At 71.0% G+C, this 20,931-nt stretch carries 19 protein-coding genes and 2 tRNA genes; 16 read left to right on the top strand and 5 right to left on the bottom strand.

What is annotated here, in order from left to right; genetic code table 11:
• Nucleotides 1-68: 68 nt before the first annotated feature.
• The 3 genes from OG509_RS13750 to OG509_RS13740 all read left to right on the top strand — a co-directional run bounded on the left by OG509_RS13750 (nt 69) and on the right by OG509_RS13740 (nt 4,501).
• Complete coding sequence (locus OG509_RS13750; RefSeq protein ID WP_406182828.1) at nt 69-1,196, top strand: PP2C family protein-serine/threonine phosphatase; 1,128 nt, start codon at nt 69-71, stop codon at nt 1,194-1,196.
• Between the two features lie 117 nt (nt 1,197-1,313).
• A complete protein-coding gene (locus OG509_RS13745; RefSeq protein WP_406182826.1) occupies nt 1,314-2,132 on the top strand; it encodes an ABC transporter ATP-binding protein in 819 nt (272 codons plus the stop codon).
• Complete coding sequence (locus tag OG509_RS13740) at nt 2,132-4,501, top strand: FtsX-like permease family protein (RefSeq protein ID WP_406182824.1); 2,370 nt, start codon at nt 2,132-2,134, stop codon at nt 4,499-4,501. Before OG509_RS13745 ends, OG509_RS13740 begins: the two co-directional genes overlap by 1 nt.
• A gap of 17 nt (nt 4,502-4,518) precedes the next feature.
• On the opposite strand, the gene OG509_RS13735 is transcribed toward OG509_RS13740, so the two are convergent.
• Nucleotides 4,519-5,121, bottom strand: a complete 603-nt coding sequence (locus tag OG509_RS13735; protein WP_406182822.1) for an AAA family ATPase — start codon at nt 5,119-5,121, stop codon at nt 4,519-4,521.
• A complete protein-coding gene (locus tag OG509_RS13730) occupies nt 5,118-5,717 on the bottom strand; it encodes a DUF4232 domain-containing protein (RefSeq protein ID WP_406182820.1) in 600 nt (199 codons plus the stop codon). The genes OG509_RS13735 and OG509_RS13730 overlap by 4 nt, the downstream gene beginning before the upstream one ends.
• Nucleotides 5,718-5,984: 267 nt before the next feature.
• Between OG509_RS13730 and OG509_RS13725 the strand changes: the two genes are divergently transcribed.
• The 3 genes from OG509_RS13725 to OG509_RS13715 all read left to right on the top strand — a co-directional run bounded on the left by OG509_RS13725 (nt 5,985) and on the right by OG509_RS13715 (nt 8,205).
• Entirely contained in the window at nt 5,985-7,373 is a 1,389-nt protein-coding gene (locus OG509_RS13725) for a pyridoxal phosphate-dependent decarboxylase family protein (protein ID WP_406182819.1), read from the top strand.
• A complete protein-coding gene (locus OG509_RS13720; protein ID WP_406182817.1) occupies nt 7,370-7,834 on the top strand; it encodes an HD domain-containing protein in 465 nt (154 codons plus the stop codon). The genes OG509_RS13725 and OG509_RS13720 overlap by 4 nt, the downstream gene beginning before the upstream one ends.
• Before the next feature lie 176 nt (nt 7,835-8,010).
• Nucleotides 8,011-8,205, top strand: a complete 195-nt coding sequence (locus OG509_RS13715) for a hypothetical protein (protein WP_030159386.1) — start codon at nt 8,011-8,013, stop codon at nt 8,203-8,205.
• Here the strand turns inward: OG509_RS13715 and OG509_RS13710 are convergent.
• Nucleotides 8,202-8,678, bottom strand: coding sequence for a DUF4231 domain-containing protein (locus OG509_RS13710; protein ID WP_406182814.1), 477 nt, complete (start codon nt 8,676-8,678; stop codon nt 8,202-8,204). The genes OG509_RS13715 and OG509_RS13710 overlap by 4 nt on opposite strands.
• A 449-nt stretch (nt 8,679-9,127) precedes the next feature.
• Here OG509_RS13710 and OG509_RS13705 point away from each other — a divergent pair, with 449 nt between their 5' ends.
• The gene (locus OG509_RS13705; RefSeq protein WP_159045867.1) at nt 9,128-9,265 is read left to right on the top strand and encodes a hypothetical protein; all 138 of its coding nucleotides are present in this window, start codon (nt 9,128-9,130) and stop codon (nt 9,263-9,265) included.
• A gap of 92 nt (nt 9,266-9,357) precedes the next feature.
• On the opposite strand, the gene OG509_RS13700 is transcribed toward OG509_RS13705, so the two are convergent.
• Nucleotides 9,358-9,428 (bottom strand) — tRNA-Gly (locus tag OG509_RS13700).
• A gap of 168 nt (nt 9,429-9,596) precedes the next feature.
• Here OG509_RS13700 and OG509_RS13695 point away from each other — a divergent pair.
• From OG509_RS13695 to OG509_RS13670, 6 genes are all read left to right on the top strand, one after another.
• Nucleotides 9,597-9,673 (top strand) — tRNA-Pro (locus OG509_RS13695).
• A 162-nt stretch (nt 9,674-9,835) separates the two neighbouring features.
• Complete coding sequence (tig, locus tag OG509_RS13690) at nt 9,836-11,218, top strand: trigger factor (RefSeq protein ID WP_406182812.1); 1,383 nt, start codon at nt 9,836-9,838, stop codon at nt 11,216-11,218.
• A 298-nt stretch (nt 11,219-11,516) separates the two neighbouring features.
• On the top strand, nt 11,517-12,134 hold the full coding sequence (locus tag OG509_RS13685) for an ATP-dependent Clp protease proteolytic subunit (RefSeq protein ID WP_385583302.1): 618 nt from the start codon (nt 11,517-11,519) through the stop codon (nt 12,132-12,134).
• Between the two features lie 86 nt (nt 12,135-12,220).
• Nucleotides 12,221-12,892 (top strand): ATP-dependent Clp protease proteolytic subunit, encoded by a 672-nt coding sequence (locus tag OG509_RS13680; RefSeq protein WP_323179072.1) that lies wholly within the window; start codon nt 12,221-12,223, stop codon nt 12,890-12,892.
• Nucleotides 12,893-13,045: 153 nt separating this feature from the next.
• Nucleotides 13,046-14,332, top strand: a complete 1,287-nt coding sequence (gene clpX, locus OG509_RS13675; protein WP_134075487.1) for an ATP-dependent Clp protease ATP-binding subunit ClpX — start codon at nt 13,046-13,048, stop codon at nt 14,330-14,332.
• A 172-nt stretch (nt 14,333-14,504) separates the two neighbouring features.
• Complete coding sequence (locus OG509_RS13670) at nt 14,505-14,783, top strand: hypothetical protein (RefSeq protein WP_406182809.1); 279 nt, start codon at nt 14,505-14,507, stop codon at nt 14,781-14,783.
• A gap of 58 nt (nt 14,784-14,841) precedes the next feature.
• Here the strand turns inward: OG509_RS13670 and OG509_RS13665 are convergent, their stop codons facing one another.
• Nucleotides 14,842-15,762: a hypothetical protein gene (locus OG509_RS13665; RefSeq protein ID WP_406182807.1), complete on the bottom strand. Its 921-nt coding sequence runs from the start codon at nt 15,760-15,762 to the stop codon at nt 14,842-14,844.
• Nucleotides 15,763-15,890: 128 nt separating this feature from the next.
• Between OG509_RS13665 and OG509_RS13660 the strand changes: the two genes are divergently transcribed.
• The 3 genes from OG509_RS13660 (at nt 15,891) to OG509_RS13650 (ending at nt 20,913) form a co-directional block, all read left to right on the top strand.
• The gene (locus tag OG509_RS13660; protein WP_406182805.1) at nt 15,891-18,539 is read left to right on the top strand and encodes a valine--tRNA ligase; all 2,649 of its coding nucleotides are present in this window, start codon (nt 15,891-15,893) and stop codon (nt 18,537-18,539) included.
• A gap of 194 nt (nt 18,540-18,733) precedes the next feature.
• Nucleotides 18,734-20,119 (top strand): glycoside hydrolase family 26 protein, encoded by a 1,386-nt coding sequence (locus OG509_RS13655; RefSeq protein ID WP_406182802.1) that lies wholly within the window; start codon nt 18,734-18,736, stop codon nt 20,117-20,119.
• A 2-nt stretch (nt 20,120-20,121) separates the two neighbouring features.
• Nucleotides 20,122-20,913 (top strand): hypothetical protein, encoded by a 792-nt coding sequence (locus OG509_RS13650; protein WP_406182800.1) that lies wholly within the window; start codon nt 20,122-20,124, stop codon nt 20,911-20,913.
• Nucleotides 20,914-20,931 lie beyond the last annotated feature (18 nt).

Raw genomic sequence — 20,931 nt, 5'->3', positions numbered from 1 at the left:
GTCCGGGGGTCCCCCTGCGCGCGCACAGCCAGGATGGATAGGGTCCCGAAGCAATGGCCGGAGCACGCATGGAGACGCTCATGGCCCGGACGCGCATGCTGTCGCACCGGGCCCGCACCGCCCTGCGCAAATCCGCCGTCGACTACTTCCGCGGCGACGCCTCCGACTGGCTCGCCTTCGCCGGGCTGCTCCTGACCGTCCCCGCCATCGCCTGCGGCACGCTCATGCTGCCCGTCTGGTTCTCGCCCTCCGCCCTCGTCCTGCCGATCGTCGCGGGCGGCCTGCTGCTGCGCCCCGCGAGCCTGCTCGCGCTGTACGCGGCCTCCGCCGCCGCCCTCATCGTGGAGGCGCTGGTCCTCGGGCCGTACACCGAGGGCCCCGCCCGGGTCACCCCCGGCACCGTCCTGGTCGTGGCCGCCTGCGGATTCTTCGGACTGGTCATCGCGCAGTTCCGCAGCCGCGTGGGCGTGCCCTGGCGGCGCGGCGGCACCATGCTCTTCGACCTGCGCGAACGCATCCGGGTCCAGAGCAAGCTGCCCGCGCTCCCGGGCGGCTGGCACCGCGAGATGGCCCTGCGCCCGGCAGGCGGCCAGTCCTTCTCCGGCGACTTCGTCGTCGCCGCCCGTACGAACGGCGGCCGGACCCTGGAGATCGTCCTGACCGACGTCTCCGGCAAGGGCATGGAGGCCGGCTCCCGCGCCCTGCTGCTGTCCGGCGCGTTCGGCGGCCTGCTCGGGGCCCTGCCCCCGCACGGCTTCCTGCCCGCCGCCAACGGCTACCTGCTCCGCCAGGACTGGGACGAGGGCTTCGCCACCTCCATCCACCTCGTCCTCGACCTGGAGAGCGGCGACTACGAGCTCCTCTCCGCCGGCCACCTGCCCGCCCTCCAGCTCTCCGCGGGCACCGGCCGCTGGGAGGAGCGGTCCGGCGAGGGCCCGCTGCTCGGCGTGTACGACGGCGCCGAGTTCGAACCCGCCCGCGGCAACCTCCGCCGCGGCGACGTCCTCATGCTCTTCACGGACGGGCTGGTCGAGACCGCGGACCGCGACATCAGCGAGGGCATCGACCGCCTCACCGGCGAGGCCGACCGCTACGTCGCCGCCGGGTGGGAGGGCGCGGCCTGGCACCTGATCGAAAAGGTCGCCAAGGACGTCAACGACGACCGCGCCCTGCTGCTCATCCGCCGCTCGCCCTGACCTTCGTACGGGGGTTTTCCCCACCAACGATCCGCCTGGCTCCGCCATGTCCGCACCCGTCCCCCCGTCCGTAGCGTCGGGACCACGATCACCGACGGGTACGGAAGGCGGCACACCATGGGGCTCCGGCGGAGCAGGCGGCAGCGCGAGAGCGCGCAGGCGGCGTACGACGGCACGGCCGCCGTGGAGCTGCGCGGCGTACGGCGCGAGTACGGGCGGGGGGCCGCCACCGTGCACGCGCTGCGCGGGATCGACCTCAGCCTGCCGCGCGGCAGCTTCACCGCCGTGATGGGGCCCTCCGGCTCCGGCAAGTCCACCTTCCTCCAGTGCGCGGCCGGGCTGGACGTCCCCACCGCGGGCTCCGTCCGCCTCGGCGGCACCGAGATCACCGGCATGAACGAGAACGAGCTCACCGAACTGCGCCGCAGCCGCCTCGGCTTCGTCTTCCAGGCCTTCAACCTGCTGCCCTCCCTCACCGTGGAGCAGAACGTGCTGCTCCCGATGCGGCTCGCCGGCGGGCGCCAGGACCGGGACCGGGCCGCCGACCTGCTCGCCCGCGTCGGCCTCGAAGGCAAGGGCCGCCGCCGCCCCGCCGAGCTCTCCGGCGGCCAGCAGCAGCGCGTCGCCATCGCGCGGGCCCTGGTCACCCGGCCCGACGTCGTCTTCGCGGACGAACCCACCGGCGCCCTCGACACCACCACCGCCGCCGAGGTCCTCGGACTGCTCCGGTCCGCCGTGGACTCCCTCGGCGCCACCATCGTCATGGTCACCCACGACCCGGCCGCCGCGGCCGCCGCCGACCAGGTGCTCTTCCTCGCCGACGGCCTGATCGCCGACCGGCTGCCGCGGAGCTCCGCCGCGACCGTCGCCGCCCGGATGACCGCCCTCACCGCCCCTGCCCCCGCCGCGGCCGCGTACGCGGGAGCGGCCGCCTGATGCTGCTCCGTCCCAACGGCCTGGCCCGGGCGGCGGTGCGTTTCCGGCCCGCCGCCTTCGCCGGCACCTTCGTCGCCCTGCTCATGACCGTCGCCATCGTCTCCGCCTGCGGGATCCTGCTGGAGAGCGGAGCCCGGGCGAGCCTCCCGCCGACCCGGTACGCCGAGGCCCCCGTCGTCGTGGCCGCCGACCAGCAGATCCGCCGGCAGGTGGGCAGCGGCGAAGGCGCCTACGAGGAGGTGGTAGGGGTCCCGGAGCGGGCCAGGGTCAACGCCGCCCTGCTGGAGCGCCTGGCCCCGCTCGGACGGGCCGTCCCCGACGTGGTGTTCCCGGTACGGGGCGATGCGGGCTCCGCCGTGGAGGCCTCGGGCTGGGGCGCGTCCGCCTTCACGGGTGCGGCGCTCGCGGGCGGCCGGGCCCCGGGGGCTCCGGGGGAGGTCGTACTGGGTACGGGCACCGGGTTCACGGGTGACCGGGTGTCGCTCGACACCCCGGTCGGGAAGCGGGAATTCCGGGTCGTGGGACGGGCCGGAGGCACCGGAGTCTGGTTCTCCGACGCCGAGGCCCGTGCCCTGTCCGGGCACCCCGGCGCCCTCGACGCCGTCGTCCTGTTCGACGCCGACCCGGAGCGTGTCCGCGCCGCCGTCGACGGCCGCGCCCAGGTGCTGACCGGCGCCGCCCGCGCCGTGGACCCGCGGCTCGCCGGCGCCAAGGAACTGCTGACCGGCCTCGGCGGCTCCTTCGGCGGCACCGCCACCCTCGTCGCCGTCTTCACCGCCGCCGGCACGGTCGCGCTCTCCGTCGGGCAACGCTCCCGCGAGTTCGCCCTGCTGCGCGCCGTCGGAGCCACCCCGCGGCAGATCCGCCGCATCGTCGCCACCGAAGCCCTGCTCGTCGCGCCCGCCGCGGGTGTGCTGGGCTGCGTACCCGGCATCGGCCTCGCCGCCTGGTGGTTCGGGCAGCTCCAGGCCAAGGGCGCGATCCCGGGCGGGGTCGAGCTCACCGTCTCCTGGATCCCGCTCGTCTCGGCCGCCGGCACCGGCCTCGTCACCGCGCTGCTCGCGGGCTGGGCCGCCGCCCGCCGGCCCGCCCGGATCCGGCCCGGCCAGGCGCTGGCCGCGGCCGCCGTGGAACGCCTCCGGCCGGGGTGGATCCGTACCCCGCTGGGCATCGCCGCCCTGGCCGGCGGGGTCGCCTGCGCTGGCCTGGCCGCCACCTCCGGCGGGGAGGACGCCGCCAACGCCGCGCTCGGCGTGGTCATGCTCTTCATGCTCGCCGTGGCCCTGCTCGGCCCACTGATCGCCCGCGCCTGCGCCGCCGTACTCGGCTTCCCGCTGCGCGCCGGCGGGGCCTCCGGCTCGCTCGCCGCCGCCAACTCCCGGGCCCACGCCCGCCGGCTCGCCTCCGCGATCACCCCGATCGTGCTCGCCATGGCCTTCTCCTCGACCCTGGTCTTCCTGCACACCAGTGAGGAACAGGCCGTCCGGCAGCAGCAGGAGGCCGGACTGCTCGCCGACCACGTGATCACCGACCCGCCCGCCGACCTCCGCGGGGGAGTCGCGGTCACCCGCACCTCCGTCCTCGCGATGTTCGGCACGGGCCCCGAGCAGCGGCTCCAGTCCGCCTCGGCACAGGGCGTCGCGGGCGACGTCACCACCGTCCAGGACCTGGGCGTACGCGAGGGCAGCCTCGCCGCGCTGCGCCCCGGCACGGTCGCCGTGGACCGCAGCCTCGCGGAGTCCGCGCGCCTCGGGGTCGGCGACCGCGTCGAACTCCGCCTCCCCGACGGGGTCCCCGCGAACCCGGAGATCGTGGCCGTCTACACCCGGGGTCTCGGCCTCGGCCAGGTCACCCTCCCGGCGGCCGACCTGACCGGTCACACCACGGCCGGGCGCGCCACCGAACTGCTGATCCGCGGACCGGTCCCGGCAGGCCCGGGGTCCGCGATGTCCACCTCGGAGTGGACCACCGCCCAGAACACGGACCGCGAGGTCAACGCCTGGGCCAACACCGTCATGGCGGCCGTCCTCGGCGGCTTCGCGGCCGTCGCCGCCGCCAACACCCTGGTGATGACCGTCCTCGACCGCCGCCGCGAGCTGCGGATGCTGCGCCTGGTCGGCTCGACCCGGCGCCAGGTGCTGCGGATGCTCCGCTGGGAGGCCCTCCTGATCGGCGGGGCGGGCGTCACCCTGGGCAGCGCGATCGCCCTGGCCACGCTGTTCCCGCTGACCAAGGCGGTCACGGGGGCACCCCCGCACATCCCGCCGATGCTGTACGCCTCCTTCGCGGCGGCGGCCCTGACCCTGGGCCTGGCGTCCACCGCCCTCCCGGCCCGCTGGAGCCTGCGCCGGGGAGCCTGCTCGGTCTAGGTCGTGTCTTGGGGTGTCTAGTCGAACCGGATGTGCCGGACACCGACGAGCGCGCGCCGCAGCCTCGCGCGGAGCGGGCCGTCGGTGTCGGGGGCGGCCCGCAGTCCGGTCATGGCCGCGATCCGGCCCGCCACCTGGGACACCGTGAGGTGGTCGGTGACCAGGTGGTGGGCGAACTCCGGTCCGCGCAGAGCCTCCAGACATCCGTCCAGCCGGGCCACCGCGAAGCTCTCCCGCTTCAGCCCGCGCCCGAGCCCGCGCTCACGGAGCCGGCGCAGTACGGTCGCCCGCTCGGCCAGCAGCGCGAAGTGCCGTACGTCGTGCCCCGCTTCGCGCAGCCGTCCCACCGTCTCGGCGAAGTACCGCGGCTCCGTCACGGTCATCGGCACGAGGACGGGCCCCGCATGCCGCTGCGCGGCCAGCTCCAGCACCTCGAACACGCCCTGCCGCCACGCCGGCAGGTCCTGGAAGTCCCCGCGCAGCGCCGGCGGCATCATGCGGTGCAGCCCGAACCCGACGTGCTCCGGATCGCACACGACGCTGCCGGGCAGCCGCCGGTGCAGTGCGTACGCGGTCTGCGTCTTCCCGCCCCCGAAGGGCCCGTTGAGCCAGATGATCACCGAGCCGCCGCCTTCCAGGGGCTGATCCCGAGCTTCCCGGTGTTCCCGAGGTCGACGGAATGGCGGAGCTCCAGCTCCACCCGGGGCGCACCGGCCCGCGGGGTCACGTCCAGCACCCACCCCTCGGCGGCGGGCACCGTGGAGTCGGTCACCAGGTTCCGCCACACCATGGCGACGGCGGCCGCCTGGCCGGGCTGGAGCTCCACCCTCTGCGGGACACCCTCCACGCCGCTCGGCGCGCTGGTGATCCCGTCCGCTCCGTGCACGACGGCCACCTCGACCGGCGCCCGCTTCCTGTCCAGCAACCGGATCTCCGGATAGCCGTCGAGTACGTAGGGCTGCGTCCCGCAGTTCACCAGCTGGATGTCGGCGACGCGCAGCCCCATGGCGGCGTCCCCGGCCCCTTCGGCCAGCCGTACCCCACCCTCAGGACAGGCGGCAGCCTTCGCTGCGGGCGCGGAAGGAACCACGGAGGGCACGGGGGACCGCACCCCACTGGGCCCCGGCGCAGGAGCAGGCGCAGGCGGCACATCGCACCCCACCAGCACTCCCGCCACAACCACCCCGACAGCAACCCCCACCACCCACCGAGTCATCCCCAGACCCTACGCCGCCCAACTCCCACCCCGGCCAAATCCAGCCCCGCCGGCGTTTGAGGCGCGGGGTCCGGGGCGGAGCCCCGAAAGCCCGGGCGCAGCCCGGGGCCGCTCGCGCAGCGGCGCCGCACGAGTACCCACCCGACTCCGGCGCAGCCGGACCGGAGCCGCTCGCCCAGCGGCGCAGCACCATCGCATTCCGCGACCCCGGCCAATCACCCCCGATTGGCCGGTCCGCCGGGCCCGGCGGGTCCCTACCGTGCCCCCATGGACCACACGCTCGCCACCGACCTCGCCCGCCTCCCCGCGCTCCTGGAGGCCACCCGCCGCGCCGCCGCCGACGCCCTCGAAGCCCTGGACGCCCGTCCCGTCGTACCGCCCGCCGGGCCCCCGCGCGCGCCCGAGCCCCTCCCGACGCACGCCGCCGGGGCGGAATCGGCCCTCACCGCCTTCGCGGAGCGCTGGGCGCCCCGGCTGTCGGCCTCCGCCGGCCCCCGCTACCTCGGCTTCGTCACCGGCGGCGCCACCCCCGCCGCCCTCGCGGGCGACTGGCTGACCGCCGTCCACGACCAGAACTCCAACTCCGCCATGGACGGCGCCGGCCAAGACCTCGAACGCGAGACCGTCACCTGGCTCCGCGACCTCTTCGGCCTCACCGGCGCCCACACCGGAACCTTCGTCAGCGGCGCCACCATGTCCAACACCACCGGCCTCGCCATCGCCCGCGAGTGGCTCGGCGAACGCCTCGGCGTCTCCCCCTCCGAGGACGGCGCGGCAGCGCTCGGCCCGGTCCGCGTCCTGTCCGGAGCCCCGCACTCCTCCATCGCCAAGGCCCTCTCCGTCCTCGGCCTCGGCCGGAGCTCCCTCGTCCCCGTCCCCACCCTCCCCGGCCGCGAGGCCGTCGACCCCGCAGCCCTCGACCGGGCCCTCGCCGACACCCCCGGCCCGGCCGTCGTCGTCGCCAACGCCGGCACCGTCAACACCGTGGACTTCGACGACCTCCGCGCCATCGCCGCCCTCCGCGAACGCCACGCGTTCTGGCTCCACACCGACGCCGCCTTCGGCGCCTTCGCCGCGCTCTCCCCGGACCACGCCCACCTCGTCGACGGCCTCGACGCCTCCGACTCCGTCTGCGTCGACCTGCACAAGTGGCTGAACGTCCCCTACGACAGCGCCGTCCAGTTCACCCGCCGCCAAGACCTCCAGGCCCGCGTCTTCCAGAACGCCGCCGCCTACCTCGGCCCCCTCGGCGACCACCCCGACCTCGTCCACCTCACCCCCGAGAACTCGCACCGGCTGCGCGCCCTCGCCGCCTGGTTCACCCTCCGCGCGTACGGCCGCGAAGGACACCGCGAGATCGTCGAGCGCGACATCGCCTGCGCCCGGGCCCTGGGCGGCGCGCTGGAGCAGGACCCGGCCTTCCGCCTCCTCGCCCCGGTCCGCCTGAACGTCGTCTGCTTCACCCTCGCCGACGACCCCACCCCGGCCCGCCTCGCGGCCCTGCGCGAGGCGGCGCAGGGGGAGGTCTTCGTCACCCCGACCGTCTACGCGGGAACCCCCGGCCTGCGCGCGGCGTTCTCCAACTGGCGTACGACGCAGGCGGATGTACGCCGGGCCGCGCAGGCCCTCCGTACGGCGGCGAAGGGGACGGTATGACGCAACGGCAGCAGCAACCGCTGACCCTGATGGAGGTCGAGGCACTGGCGCGCTCCGCGCACGAGGGCCAGACCGACAAGGCCGGCCGGCCGTACGCCGAGCACCTCGCGGCCGTCGCCGAGGGAGTGCGCGCCCGCGGCGGCAGCCCGGAGCAGCAGGCGGCGGCCTGGCTGCACGACGCCGTCGAGGACGATGCGCTCAGCCGGGAGTGGCTGGATGCCGCCGCCCTGCCCCGGTCGGTCAAGGACATGGTGCTGGCGGTGACGAAGCGCGCCGGCGAGCCGGTGGAGGAGTACGCGGCCCGGATCCTCGCCACCCCGGGCGCCCTCCTGGTGAAGGAGGCGGATCTGGCGCACAACGCGGACCCCGTGCGGCTCTCCGTACTGGACGGCCCCACCCGGGAACGACTGTCCGCGAAGTACGCGTATGTCCGCTCCCTCCTCGGTCTCACCGCGCCATGACCCGGGCCCCGCGTCCGAAATATGCCCGCCGCATGGCCGGTTGGCGGGAAAGCGCCGACGCCGATTCGCCGCGGGACGGATAGCCGGGGCCCGTTGGTGGGAGGATGGTCCATGTGGGGGTGCGCGTGGCCGTGTGCCCCAGGCCGACCAGGGGACGACCGAAGGTGTGATCAGTAGTGGCCATTTCGCTGTCAGTGGTGGTTCTGTTGGCGGTCATCCTGGTGGTGCTGATCCGCGGCAACCACATCAAGGCCGGCCCCGCGATCGTCGCGGTCCTCTTCGGCTTCTTCCTGGCGTCCAGCTCCATTGCCCCGGACGTCAACCGCTTCCTCAACTCCCTGGCGGACACGATCGCGGGAATCAAGCTCTAGGGGCCGTCCGCCCGCCGCCACTCCAGATCCGAACTCACCTGGCCGCCGAGCGTCATGACGTTGAGGGTGGCCGAGTTCTCGTTGGCGATCGCCTTCTCCACCCGGGACACGAGCAGCGTGAACGCATCGGCCTCGGACAGCCCGGAGTACGGGCCGACCCCGGTCTCGAAGTAGACCCGCTCGTGCCCCAGCAGTTGCTCGGTCGACCGGTAGTTCTTCCACTGCTCCCGGTACCGGTACACGCTCTCGAGGGACACGGAGACGACCACGAGCAGGCTGAGCGCGGTGGCGGCGATCCGGGCGAACGGCACGTCGAGGTTGACCAGCACGGGCACGAGCGCCCCGCCGACGACCGACAGGGTCCGCATCCGTAAATGGACGGCCTTGCTTCGCACGGCCTTGCGGTCGTACCACTGCTGGTACTGACCCAGCCGCGTCTCGACGTACTCCCGCGCCCCGCCCGCCCCGGACATGCGGGGAGTACACAACCTGCCCCCGCCGCAGTCAAGACCATCCGCGAGATGCCGTGCGATAAGCCGGACGATACGATGAAAACGGCATCAGGTCTCACGGAATGCGCCGGACATCGGACGGCACGCAGGTCCATGTGAGGCCGAAAGAGTACGGCGTAACGGTGCGAGACCTTCCCCTCGGAGTCTTGTGCGACCGCTGCCGCGGGTACCGGAGCCGTCACGCCCCATCGGTCGCACCGTCAGCGTCCAAGGCAGGTTGAATGATGAACCGGACACGTCGTCTTGCAGCACTCACGCTCCTGGTGGCCCCTGCTCTCGCGGTGGGCCCCGCGGTCGCCGCACACGCTTCGACCACCGCCGCCCCCGGGGCCCCGTCCGCCGCGACGTGCAAAGTCGAGCCGGAATCGAACGGCAAGTACCACCTGTGGGGTGAGGGATTCAGTGGAACGGTGACCTACTCCGGGTCCGCCTCGGGCACCGTCCCCACCAATGCGGGAAGGTTCGACATCGGCGGTCTCAGCGGGAGCAAGTACGTCGTCAAGGCGGCCGACGGGACCACCGTCAACTGCACCGTGGTCCACTACTGAGGTCATGCCATCCGTGCCGTGGTCGCAGACCCCGGGAACGCTGAAGGGCCAGGTCGAGGAGAACTCCTCTGACCTGGCCCTTCAGCGTTCAGAGCGGGCGACGGGAATCGAACCCGCGTAGCTAGTTTGGAAGACTAGGGCTCTACCATTGAGCTACGCCCGCAACGCGTGCGCCGCAGGTCCGGGGGCCGCGGCACGGACAGCATCCTAGCGGGTCGGGCCGGGGGAGTGCACACCCCATTGGCGGGGCGCGGTGGGGCGTCCGGAAACGTTCGCTCAAAACCCCGCGCATCAGAGGGTCTCCGGCCATGTACCCTACGTGTCGCACCGACGGGGTGTGGCGCAGCTTGGTAGCGCGTCCGCTTTGGGAGCGGAAGGTCGTCGGTTCGAATCCGGCCACCCCGACCATCACCACCGCCATCACAAGATCGCGTTGTGGGCTGATTGCCGCTTGCGGTTACTATGCAAGCTGCGTGCCCGTGTGTCTGATGTACCGGGCCGAATCCGCCGAACCGCTGAATCGCAGCGTGGACGCAGACCCCAAGCAGTCAGCCACAAGGAGACCGAACCGTGAAGAGCGCCGTGGAGACCCTGAACCCGACTCGGGTTCGGCTCACTGTTGAGGTGCCCTTCGAGGAGCTCAAGGACAGCCTCGACGCGGCGTACAAGAAGATCAACCAGCAGGTCACGGTGAAGGGCTTCCGTAAGGGCAAGATCCCCGCCCGGGTCATCGACCAGCGCTTCGGTCGCGGTGCGGTGCTGGAGGAGGCCGTCAACGACGCCCTCCCGAAGTTCTACACCGAGGCGGTCAACGAGGCCGACCTGAACCCGCTGGGCCAGCCCGAGGTCGACATCACGGAGCTGAAGGACGGCGAGCTGCTGGCCTTCACCGCCGAGGTCGACGTCCGCCCCGAGATCGAGATCCCGGACTACTCCGGCATCGAGGTCGAGGTCGACGCGGTCGAGGTCTCCGACGAGGACATCGAGAAGTCGGTCGAGCAGCTGCGCGGCCGCTTCGCGTCCACGAACGACGTCGAGCGCGCCGCCGCCGAGGGTGACGTCGTCACCATCGACCTGGAGGCCAAGGTCGACGGCGAGGTGCTGCCCGACGGCGTCGCCTCCGACGTCTCGTACACCATCGGCTCGGGCGAGCTCCTCGACGGCATCGACGAGGCCGTCAAGGGCCTGGAGGCCGGTGGCGAGGCCACCTTCACCTCCCAGCTGAAGGGCGGCTCCGCCGAGGGCAAGGACGCCGAGGTCACCGTCAAGGTCACCAAGGTCTCCGCCAAGGAGCTCCCGGAGCTGGACGACGAGTTCGCGCAGATGGCGAGCGAGTTCGACACCCTCGAGGACCTCAAGGCGGACAGCCGCAAGCGCCTCGAGAACATGAAGCAGTACGACCAGGCCACGCAGGCCCAGGAGCGCGTCCTGGAGAAGCTGCTGGAGCTCGTCGAGGTGCCGATCCCCGAGAAGCTGCTCGAGGACGAGGTCAACACCCGCAAGCACAACCTGGAGCACCACCAGCTCGGCCAGATGGGCCTGACCATCGAGAAGTACCTGGAGTTCCAGGGCAAGACGGTCGAGGAGTTCGACGCCGAGACCAAGGAGCAGGCGGTCAAGGGCATCAAGACCCAGTTCGTCCTGGACGCGCTGGTCAACAAGGAGAAGCTGGGCGTCGACCAGGAGGAGCTCACCGAGCACCTCATGCGCCGTGCCGCCTCCTCCGGCATGTCCCCCGACCAGTTCGCCCAGGCCGTCGTCGAGGGTGGCCAGGTGCCGATGCTCGTCGGCGAGGTCGCCCGCGGCAAGGCCCTCGCGGTCGTCGTCGAGGCCGCCAAGGTCGTCGACACCAACGGTGAGGTCGTGGACCTCTCCGACGACGAGGACGAGGTCGAGACGGCCGCCGAGACCGTCGAGGCCGCTGTCGAGGGTGACGCCGAAGAGGCCAAGTAACACCCTGGGTGCCGCCGCGCGCGGCACCCGCTGAGCAGCATCGGGAAAGGCCCGTACACAGCCGTGTGCGGGCCTTTCCGCACGTCTCGGAGGGCGTCTCGGAGCACTCGCGGACCTTGCGCTCCGAGCGAACAGTTCGGGAAGCGGGATGGCGTTGTCCGACCTGCGCGTTAGGGTCCATGAATACGAGGGCACGGGAGTACCTGGACGCCGGCGGCCACCGCCGCCCCAACCGGTCCGCGCCCCAGAACGAGACGCTGAGACGGCAAGTGGCCGTCGGAGACGAGCAGGTGGATACGTGACGAATCTGAAGCCTTACGCCGCGGGTGAGCCGTCCATCGGTGGCGGCCTCGGCGACCATGTCTACAACCGGCTGCTCGGCGAGCGCATCATCTTCCTCGGCCAGCAGGTCGACGACGACATCGCGAACAAGATCACGGCGCAGCTCCTCCTCCTGGCCGCGGAGCCGGAGAAGGACATCTACCTGTACATCAACAGCCCCGGCGGCTCGGTGACGGCGGGCATGGCGGTCTACGACACCATGCAGTACATCCCGAACGACGTCGTCACCATCGGCATGGGCATGGCGGCCTCCATGGGCCAGTTCCTGCTCACCGGCGGCGCCACGGGCAAGCGCTTCGCGCTCCCGAACACCGACATCCTGATGCACCAGGGCTCCGCCGGCATCGGTGGCACCGCCTCGGACATCAAGATCCAGGCCGAGTACCTGCTGCGCACGAAGCAGCGCATGGCCGAGATCACCGCGCACCACTCCGGCCAGACCGTGGAGGCGATCATCCGCGACGGCGACCGCGACCGCTGGTTCACCGCGGAGGAGGCCAAGGAGTACGGCCTCATCGACGAGATCATCTCCGCCGCGTCGCTGGTCCCGGGCGGCGGCGGCACCGGGGCCTGATCCCGGCCCCGGCGCGCGGGACCTCGTACGAGGTCCCGTACGCCCGCCCGCACCCGGCAAGCCCCAGCCCGCAGAACGCCACCAGGATGGTGAACACCCAGATGCACATGAACAACCTCTCTCCCGCGAGCGGCCTCTACACCGGCGCGCCGGTGGACAACCGCTACGTCGTCCCGCGCTTCGTCGAGCGCACCTCGCAGGGCGTGCGCGAGTACGACCCGTACGCGAAGCTCTTCGAGGAGCGCGTGATCTTCCTCGGCGTGCAGATCGACGACGCCTCCGCCAACGACGTCATGGCGCAGCTGCTGTGCCTGGAGTCGATGGACCCGGACCGCGACATCTCGATCTACATCAACAGCCCCGGCGGCTCCTTCACCGCGCTGACGGCCATCTACGACACGATGCAGTTCGTGAAGCCGGACATCCAGACGGTCTGCATGGGCCAGGCGGCCTCCGCCGCCGCCGTCCTGCTCGCCGCCGGCACCCCCGGCAAGCGCATGGCGCTGCCGAACGCCCGCGTGCTGATCCACCAGCCGTCCGGCGGCACCGGCCGCGAGCAGCTCTCCGACCTGGAGATCGCGGCCAGGGAGATCCTGCGCATGCGTGACCAGCTGGAGACCATGCTGGCCAAGCACTCGACCACGCCGATCGAGAAGATCCGCGAGGACATCGAGCGCGACAAGATCCTGACGGCCGAGGACGCGCTCGCGTACGGCCTGATCGACCAGATCGTCTCGACCCGCAAGAACTCCCACTGATCCTTGCCGCCAGTTGGCGTGGGCACGTCGTCACATTCGGCGATGTGAACCACGTCAAGGGGGCCCCGTACGGGGCCCCCGGCAAGGTACCGTCGGATATGAGGCACCAGGAGCGCTGAACCAAGCGTCTCCCAGGCGAAGGGGAAGCACCTCGTGGCACGCATCGGTGACGGCGGCGACCTGCTCAAGTGCTCGTTCTGCGGAAAGAGCCAGAAGCAGGTGAAGAAGCTCATCGCAGGACCCGGTGTGTACATCTGCGACGAGTGCATCGACCTCTGCAACGAGATCATCGAGGAGGAGCTCGCGGAGACCTCCGAGGTCCGGTGGGAGGAACTCCCCAAGCCTCGTGAGATCTACGAGTTCCTGGAGAGCTACGTCGTCGGCCAGGAGCCGGCGAAGAAGGCCCTCTCGGTGGCGGTGTACAACCACTACAAGCGCGTCCAGGCCGGCGAGAACGGCGGCGCGCAGGGCCGGGACGACGCGATCGAGCTCGCGAAGTCCAACATCCTGCTGCTGGGCCCGACGGGCTCCGGCAAGACGCTGCTGGCCCAGACGCTCGCGCGCATGCTCAACGTCCCGTTCGCCATCGCCGACGCGACGGCGCTGACGGAGGCCGGGTACGTGGGCGAGGACGTCGAGAACATCCTGCTCAAGCTGATCCAGGCGGCCGACTACGACGTCAAGAAGGCCGAGACCGGGATCATCTACATCGACGAGATCGACAAGGTCGCCCGCAAGAGCGAGAACCCGTCGATCACGCGCGACGTGAGCGGCGAGGGCGTGCAGCAGGCCCTGCTGAAGATCCTGGAGGGCACGACGGCGTCGGTCCCGCCGCAGGGCGGCCGCAAGCACCCGCACCAGGAGTTCATCCAGATCGACACGACGAACGTGCTGTTCATCGTGGGCGGTGCCTTCGCCGGCCTGGAGAAGATCATCGAGTCGCGGGCCGGGGCCAAGGGCATCGGCTTCGGGGCGACGATCCGCTCGAAGCGCGAGATCGAGGCGAGCGACCAGTTCCAGGAGGTCATGCCGGAGGACCTGGTGAAGTTCGGGATGATCCCGGAGTTCATCGGCCGTCTGCCCGTCATCACCTCGGTGCACAACCTGGACCGCGAGGCGCTGCTGCAGATCCTGGTGGAGCCGCGGAACGCGCTGGTGAAGCAGTACCAGCGGCTGTTCGAACTCGACGGCGTCGAGCTGGACTTCGAGCGCGAGGCGCTGGAGGCCATCGCGGACCAGGCGATCCTCCGCCAGACGGGCGCGCGCGGTCTGCGCGCCATCATGGAAGAGGTCCTGATGTCGGTGATGTACGAGGTCCCGTCCCGCAAGGACGTGGCCCGCGTGGTCATCAGCGCGGACGTCGTCCGCTCGAACGTGAACCCGACGCTGGTCCCCCGCATCGTCCCGAAGGACCAGGGCCCGCAGGAGAAGTCGGCGTAGCCGTCACCTGACGGGACACACGAGGAGGGGCGCCCCGGTCACCCGGGGCGCCCCTCCTCGTTTTCAGGACCAGCTTGACCGATTATCGGACAAGCTTTCCGTGTGGCCTGGTGTGGCGGATGGCTTCTTGATCAGCTTTGTCTCGACCAGCCTTACTCAAGGGGAACGAGACATGAAGATGAAGAAGCGTGCAGTGGGCGTCCTGGCCGCGACGTTCGCCGCAGCCGCCCTCCCGATCATGGCGGCTTCACCCGCGTCGGCCGATCAGGGCGACTGCCAGTACTCGTTGCACGAAGCGGGCTACACGGTCGGACCGAAGATCGAGGCTGCCTGCAAGCTGGGCGCCGACTTCAACCCTGCGGCCTATCCCGGTTGCTATTTCGCGCTCGTCAACATCGGGGTCAGCTCTGGTGATGCCAGCGACGCGTGTTACGCGGCGACGCGAGCCTGAAACGGTGCGCGGCTGGCCGGCGCGGTGACGAGAGTCCGCGCGCCGGCCGCTCTCCCGATCAGGCCTTGACGCGGGCGGTCTTGTAGAGCTTCGCCGTCAGGTCGGCGGTCTGCTCCAGGGTGTAGCCCGTCTTGCCCGCCAGGATGGAGGCCGCGTCGGAGGCGCTGACCATGGTCAGGGTGCTGTAGTCGCCCCAGATGCAGATCGGAAGGGTCAGTTCCTTCGGGCCCTTCGACGACGTGGTGCTCGTCGACGTGATCTTCATTTCCTGGCACTTCATCACGGCGCCGCTGAACCCGGAGGGGGACATCGACTTCGGGCTGCCGATCATCTCGACCGTCGCGGACTTGTCCTTGCCGGCGTTGAGCTTGGCTGTGGCGAAGTAGGCGTCCACCGACTTCTCCGGATCCGCGAGTTCGCCGTACAGGCCCTGGAAGCTCAGGCCCTTGGTCGTCAGCGGGTTGGCCGGGTCGCCGGAGCTGTAGTCCATGGCGACCCTGGTGGGGTTCTTGATGCCGATGGCCTCCAGTTCCTGGCGGTCCTTGTCGCTGAGGGGCTTCTCCTTGTAATTCGGGTTCTTCTTGAAGTCGTCCACCGTCTCCGGAGCGACCAGCTTGTAGCCCTTCGTGGCGGACGAGACCGAGCCCGAGGCACCGCCGCCCTTCGTGAAGTACCAGCCGGCGCCCGCGATGACCGCCACCGCGACGACCACGGCGATCACCACGCCCGCCTTGGACTTCTTCGGCTGCTGCGGCTGCATGCCGTACGGCGGCTGCTGCGGGTAGCCGTAGCCCGGCTGGGGCTGCTGGGGCTGCTGGGGGTAGCCCTGCGGGGGGATGCCCGGCGGTGGGGGCTGCTGCGGGTAGCCGTAGCCGGGCTGCGGGGCGGGCTGGCCGTACGGTCCCGGCTGCGGGCCCCCGTACGGTCCCGGCTGCTGCGGCGGCTGGGCCCCGTACGGTCCCGGCTGGTTGTAACTCATGCCCGCGTCCCCCTTCAGGAATCCTTATGCGTTTCAGACATCCTTGCGGAGGAAGAACTCCGGCAGAGCGCCGGGGCCCCTGATTACCGGTTTCATGACTGGACTGTTACGGCTCTAAACTGTGTCTCGTGACCGAGAACACGCAGACACCCAGCAGCCCCAACTCCGAACTGCCGACCGCGTACGCTCCGGCCGAGGTAGAGGGGAAGCTCTACGAGCGCTGGGTAGAGCGTGGGTACTTCACGGCGGATCCCGCGAGCGAGAAGCCCGCGTACACCATCGTCATCCCGCCGCCGAACGTCACCGGCTCCCTGCACCTGGGGCACGCCTTCCAGCACACGCTCATGGACGCCCTGACCCGCCGCAAGCGGATGCAGGGCTACGAGTCGCTGTGGCTGCCCGGCATGGACCACGCCGGCATCGCCACCCAGAACAAGGTCGAGCAGCAGCTCGCCGAGGAGGGCAAGTCCCGCCACGACCTGGGCCGCGAGGAGTTCGTCGAGCGCGTCTGGCAGTGGAAGGAAGAGTACGGCGGCAAGATCCTCGGCCAGATGCGCCGCCTCGGCGACGGCGTCGACTGGTCCCGTGAGCGCTTCACCATGGACGAGGGCCTCTCCAAGGCCGTCCAGACGATCTTCAAGAAGCTCTACGACGACGAGCTGATCTACCGCGCCGAGCGCATCATCAACTGGTGCCCCCGCTGCCTCACGGCCATCTCCGACATCGAGGTGGAGTACCAGGAGGACGCGGGCGAGCTCGTCTCGATCAAGTACGGCGAGGGCGAGGACACCCTCGTCGTCGCCACCACGCGCGCCGAGACGATGCTCGGTGACACCGCCATCGCCGTCCACCCCGACGACGAGCGCTACAAGCACCTCGTCGGCAAGCTCATCAAGCTGCCGCTCACCGACCGCTCCATCCCAGTGGTCGCGGACACGCACGTCGACCCCGAGTTCGGCACCGGCTGCGTCAAGGTGACGCCCGCCCACGACCCGAACGACTTCGCCATCGGGCAGCGCCACGGCCTGCCGAACATGACGATCATGGACGAGCACGGCGTCATCACCGTCCACGGCCCCTTCCTCGGCCTGGACCGCTTCGAGGCCCGCTCCGCGGTCGTCGGCGCGCTGCGCGAGCAGGGCCGGATCGTCGCCGAGAAGCGCCCGTACCTGCACTCCGTCGGGCACTGCTCCCGCTGCTCCACCACCGTCGAGCCGCGCCTGTCGCTGCAGTGGTGGGTCAAGGTCGAGACCCTCGCCAAGGCCGCCGGTGACGCGGTCCGCGACGACCGGGTCACGATCCACCCGAAGGAGATGGAGAAGCGCTACTTCGACTGGGTCGACAACCTCAACGACTGGTGCATCTCGCGCCAGCTGTGGTGGGGCCACCGGATTCCGGTCTGGTACGGCCCGGACGGCGAGATCGTCTGCGTCGGCCCGGACGACGAGGCGCCCACCGGCGAGGGCTGGCACCAGGACACCGACGTCCTCGACACCTGGTTCTCCTCCGGCCTGTGGCCGTTCTCCACGCTCGGCTGGCCGGAGAAGACCCCGGACCTGGCGAAGTTCTACTCCACCGACGTCCTGGTCACCGGCCACGACATCATCTTCTTCTGGGTCGCCCGGATGATGATGTTCGGCCTGTACGCCATGGACGGCGAGGCGCCGTTCAAGACGATCGCGCTGACCGGCCTGGTCCGCGACGAGCGCGGCAAGAAGATGTCGAAGTCCTTCGGCAACGTCGTCGACCCGCTGGACTGGATGGACAAGTACGGCTCCGACGCCGTCCGCTTCACCCTGGCCAAGGGCGCCAACCCGGGCACCGACGTGCCGATCGGCGAGGACTGGGTCCAGGCCTCCAGCAAGTTCGCCAACAAGATCTGGAACGCCACGCGCTTCGCGCTGATGAACGGCGCCACGATCGAGGGCGACCTGCCCCCGGTCGAGCAGCTGTCGGCGACCGACCGCTGGATCCTGTCCCGCCTCAATAAGACGGTCGCGCAGGTCGACGCGTACTACGAGGACTTCCAGTTCTCGAAGCTCAGCGAGGCGCTCTACCACTTCGCGTGGGACGAGGTCTTCGACTGGTACGTCGAACTGTCGAAGACGACGTTCTTCGCGGGCGGAGAGCAGGCGAAGGTCTCCGGCCGGGTGCTGGGCGAGGTCATCGACGTCATGCTGCGCCTGCTGCACCCGGTGGTCCCGTTCGTCACCGAGACCCTGTGGACCACGCTGACCGGGCGTGAGTCGCTGGTCATCGCCGAGTGGCCCAAGGCTGTGTCCGTTCCTGGGGCTGACGCCCCGGGCGGCTTCCGCGACGAGGCCGCCGAGGCGGAGATCGAGAGCGTCCAGGCCGTCGTCACCGAGGTCCGCCGGTTCCGCAAGGAGCAGGGGCTCCAGGACGGCCAGAAGGTCCCGGCCCGCCTGGACCTGACAGGTACGGCGCTCGCCGCGCACGAGGCGGCCATGCGCCAGCTGCTCCGCCTCCAGCCGGAGGGCGAGGGCTTCACCGCCACCGCCACCCTGCCGGTCGCCGGCGCCACGGTCGCGCTCGACCTGTCGGGCACGATCGACGTGGCCGCCGAGCGGGGGCGCCTCTCCAAGGACCTCGCGGCCGCTGAGAAGGAGAAGCAGCAGGCCGAGGCGAAGCTCGGGAACGAGGCCTTCCTGGCCAAGGCCCCCGACAACGTCGTGGACAAGATCAAGGGCCGGCTGGCCAAGGCCGAGGCGGACATCGCCCGGATTCAGGCCCAACTGGACACGCTGCCCGCCGCGTAACACGTACAAACGGTGAACCACACGTACATACGGTGAACCATCGGCCCCCGGGCGCATCGCCCGGGGGCCGACGCGTAGGGTGACACCGGCCCCAAGGGTTGCGTGCAACCGGCAGGGGTGCAGGGGCAATTGTCGGCCTGCTGTCGACCGAGGGGGGTCTCGGAGTGTTGGGTCGTGACGTGCCAGGTCGCGAGGTGTCAAGCCGCGACCTGAAGCGCCGCAATCTCCTCCTGGGAGCTGCTGCCACCGTGGCCACGGGCGGCGCCCTCGCCGGAGTGGCCGCCTTCAGCACCTCGCGCGCGCCCGCCGCCGGCCTCCAGAAGGACCTGGTGGCGCGGGATCCCAAGGCCTCCAAGGCGGCCAGGGCCGTGTACCGGCTACTGGCCGGGCTGGAGGCGGACGCCCGCGCCGGCCGGCGCCGCGGCACCCTCATGGGCCAGCACGCCGAGGTCCACAACGAGCGGTACAACCCGGAGTACGGCGACCACAGCGGTCCCAAACCTCCCGGCTACTACTACCGCAAGCCCCAGGACATCACCGGGAAGCTGCCGGCCTTCCTCGAACTGGACCTGGGTCCGGGCTACCAGCAGGAGAACTGGGGCGTGGGTGAGGCGCGGGACTACTCGCGCGCCGCCTGGCCCGCCCGCCGCGAGTTCTGGACCTACACGAACGACGTGGTCGACCTCGCCATGGGCGTCTGGCACGGGCTGCCCCGCAAGGACGACGGCTCGTACAACCCGACCGGCACCGAACGCCTCTGGAACGGCACCAAGACGGTCCTGCCGACCAACGGGGGAGCGCCCGCCGGCCTGGTCGGCATGTCGTTCCACCAGCCGTGGCCGGGCAGCCCCGTCAAGAGCTACGACCAGACGCTGCGCCGCAACGCGCCCTCCGCGAAGGACCCCGGCTGGATCGACCGGGTACTCACGCCCGGTACCCCCGAGCACGCCGCGCTCCTGCTCGACCTGTCCTTCCTCGCGGACCACCTCGGCTATCTGGCCGCGTACGACGTCCCCGTACTGCTGCGCCCGTACCACGAGATGAACTCGCTCGGCGGGGAGCAGAGCTTCTGGTGGGCGGGGCTGAAGCCCCAGCAGTACACGGCCCTGTGGGAGTTGCTCTACCACTACCTGGTGGGCTCCCGCGGACTGCACAACCTGATCTTCGTCTGGGCCCCCACGGCCTGGGACGGCATCCACGGCAGCGATCCGTGGGACTTCTACCCCGGCGACGAGTACGTGGACGTCGTCGGGGTCGACGACTACAGCGGAACGCCCGACCAGCCCTTCGACAACGGTGCCTGGACGTCGACATGGCACCGCGGCCTCAAGGACTACGGCAAGCCGCGGATCCTCGCGGAGTCCTTCCACGTGCCGCTGGGCGCGGCGCAGCGCACGACGCTCGACCAGGCCCCCTGGGTGCTGTGGACCGTGTGGGGCGACGGGCTCACCGCGAAGAACCCCGCGGCGGACGTGCAGCAGACCTACAACGACCCCAAGACGATCACCGGCGGCCGTGAATCCGGCCCCGCGGGCGTGCAATGGCTCTCCTTGCACGACGGAACTTTCGAAGAGGAGTGAAGTTGAGCGCGCTTACGCCACGTGCCCACCGCGTGGCCGCCTTCGTGGCGATGGGATGGGCCGGGATCCTGCTCCTCTGGGCCCTGTACAACTGTTTCTGGCAGGTCGGCGTCGTCGAATTCCTGCAGGGCATCGTCTACTACGGCATAGGTGACGGCTCCGGAGCCGCCGAGACGTTCAACCTCAACTGGGGTGTCGTCTACGTGGCGGGCGGGCTTCTCGTGCTCCGCGGCAACACCCTCGGCCGGGGCATCATCATCGGTGGCGCCGCCATCGAGGGCTACAACCGGATGCGCAGCCTGACGGGCGCGCTGTTCGACGAGAAGCAGACCGACTACTTCACCTCGACGCTCCAGGGCGGCCTGAAGCTGGCGACCTTCGCCGTCGGAGTCCTCGTGACCGGCGCCCTCATCGTGCTGCTGTTGCGGGACTTCGCGGCGTACGAGCCCTGGCAGCCGCCGGTGAACCCCTGGACCCAGCAGGCACACGAGGCCCGGCAGGCGCACGAGCAGGCCCAGCGGGCGGCCGCCCAGCAGGCGCCGGCGCAGCCGCAGCCGTTTTCGCCGGCCCCTCAACCGCCGCAGCCGTCGCACGGGTTCGGGCCGCCGTCCTACCCGGCGCAGCCCGGGCCCCAGTCCCAGGTGCCGCAGACGGGCTACGCCCAGCCACAGCCCCTGCCGCAGCAGCCCCAGCAGCAGCCGCAGCCCGGCTACGGCCCCGGCCCGTACGGTGCTCAGCCCGCCTGGCCCCAGCAGCCTCAGCAGCCCCAACAGTCGCCGCCACAACAGCAGTAGGAATCCCGAAGGACCCTT

Source organism: Streptomyces sp. NBC_01006, from assembly GCF_045162725.1.
Taxonomy (GTDB): domain Bacteria; phylum Actinomycetota; class Actinomycetes; order Streptomycetales; family Streptomycetaceae; genus Streptomyces.
This window is presented reverse-complemented; position numbering and strand designations above follow the sequence as displayed.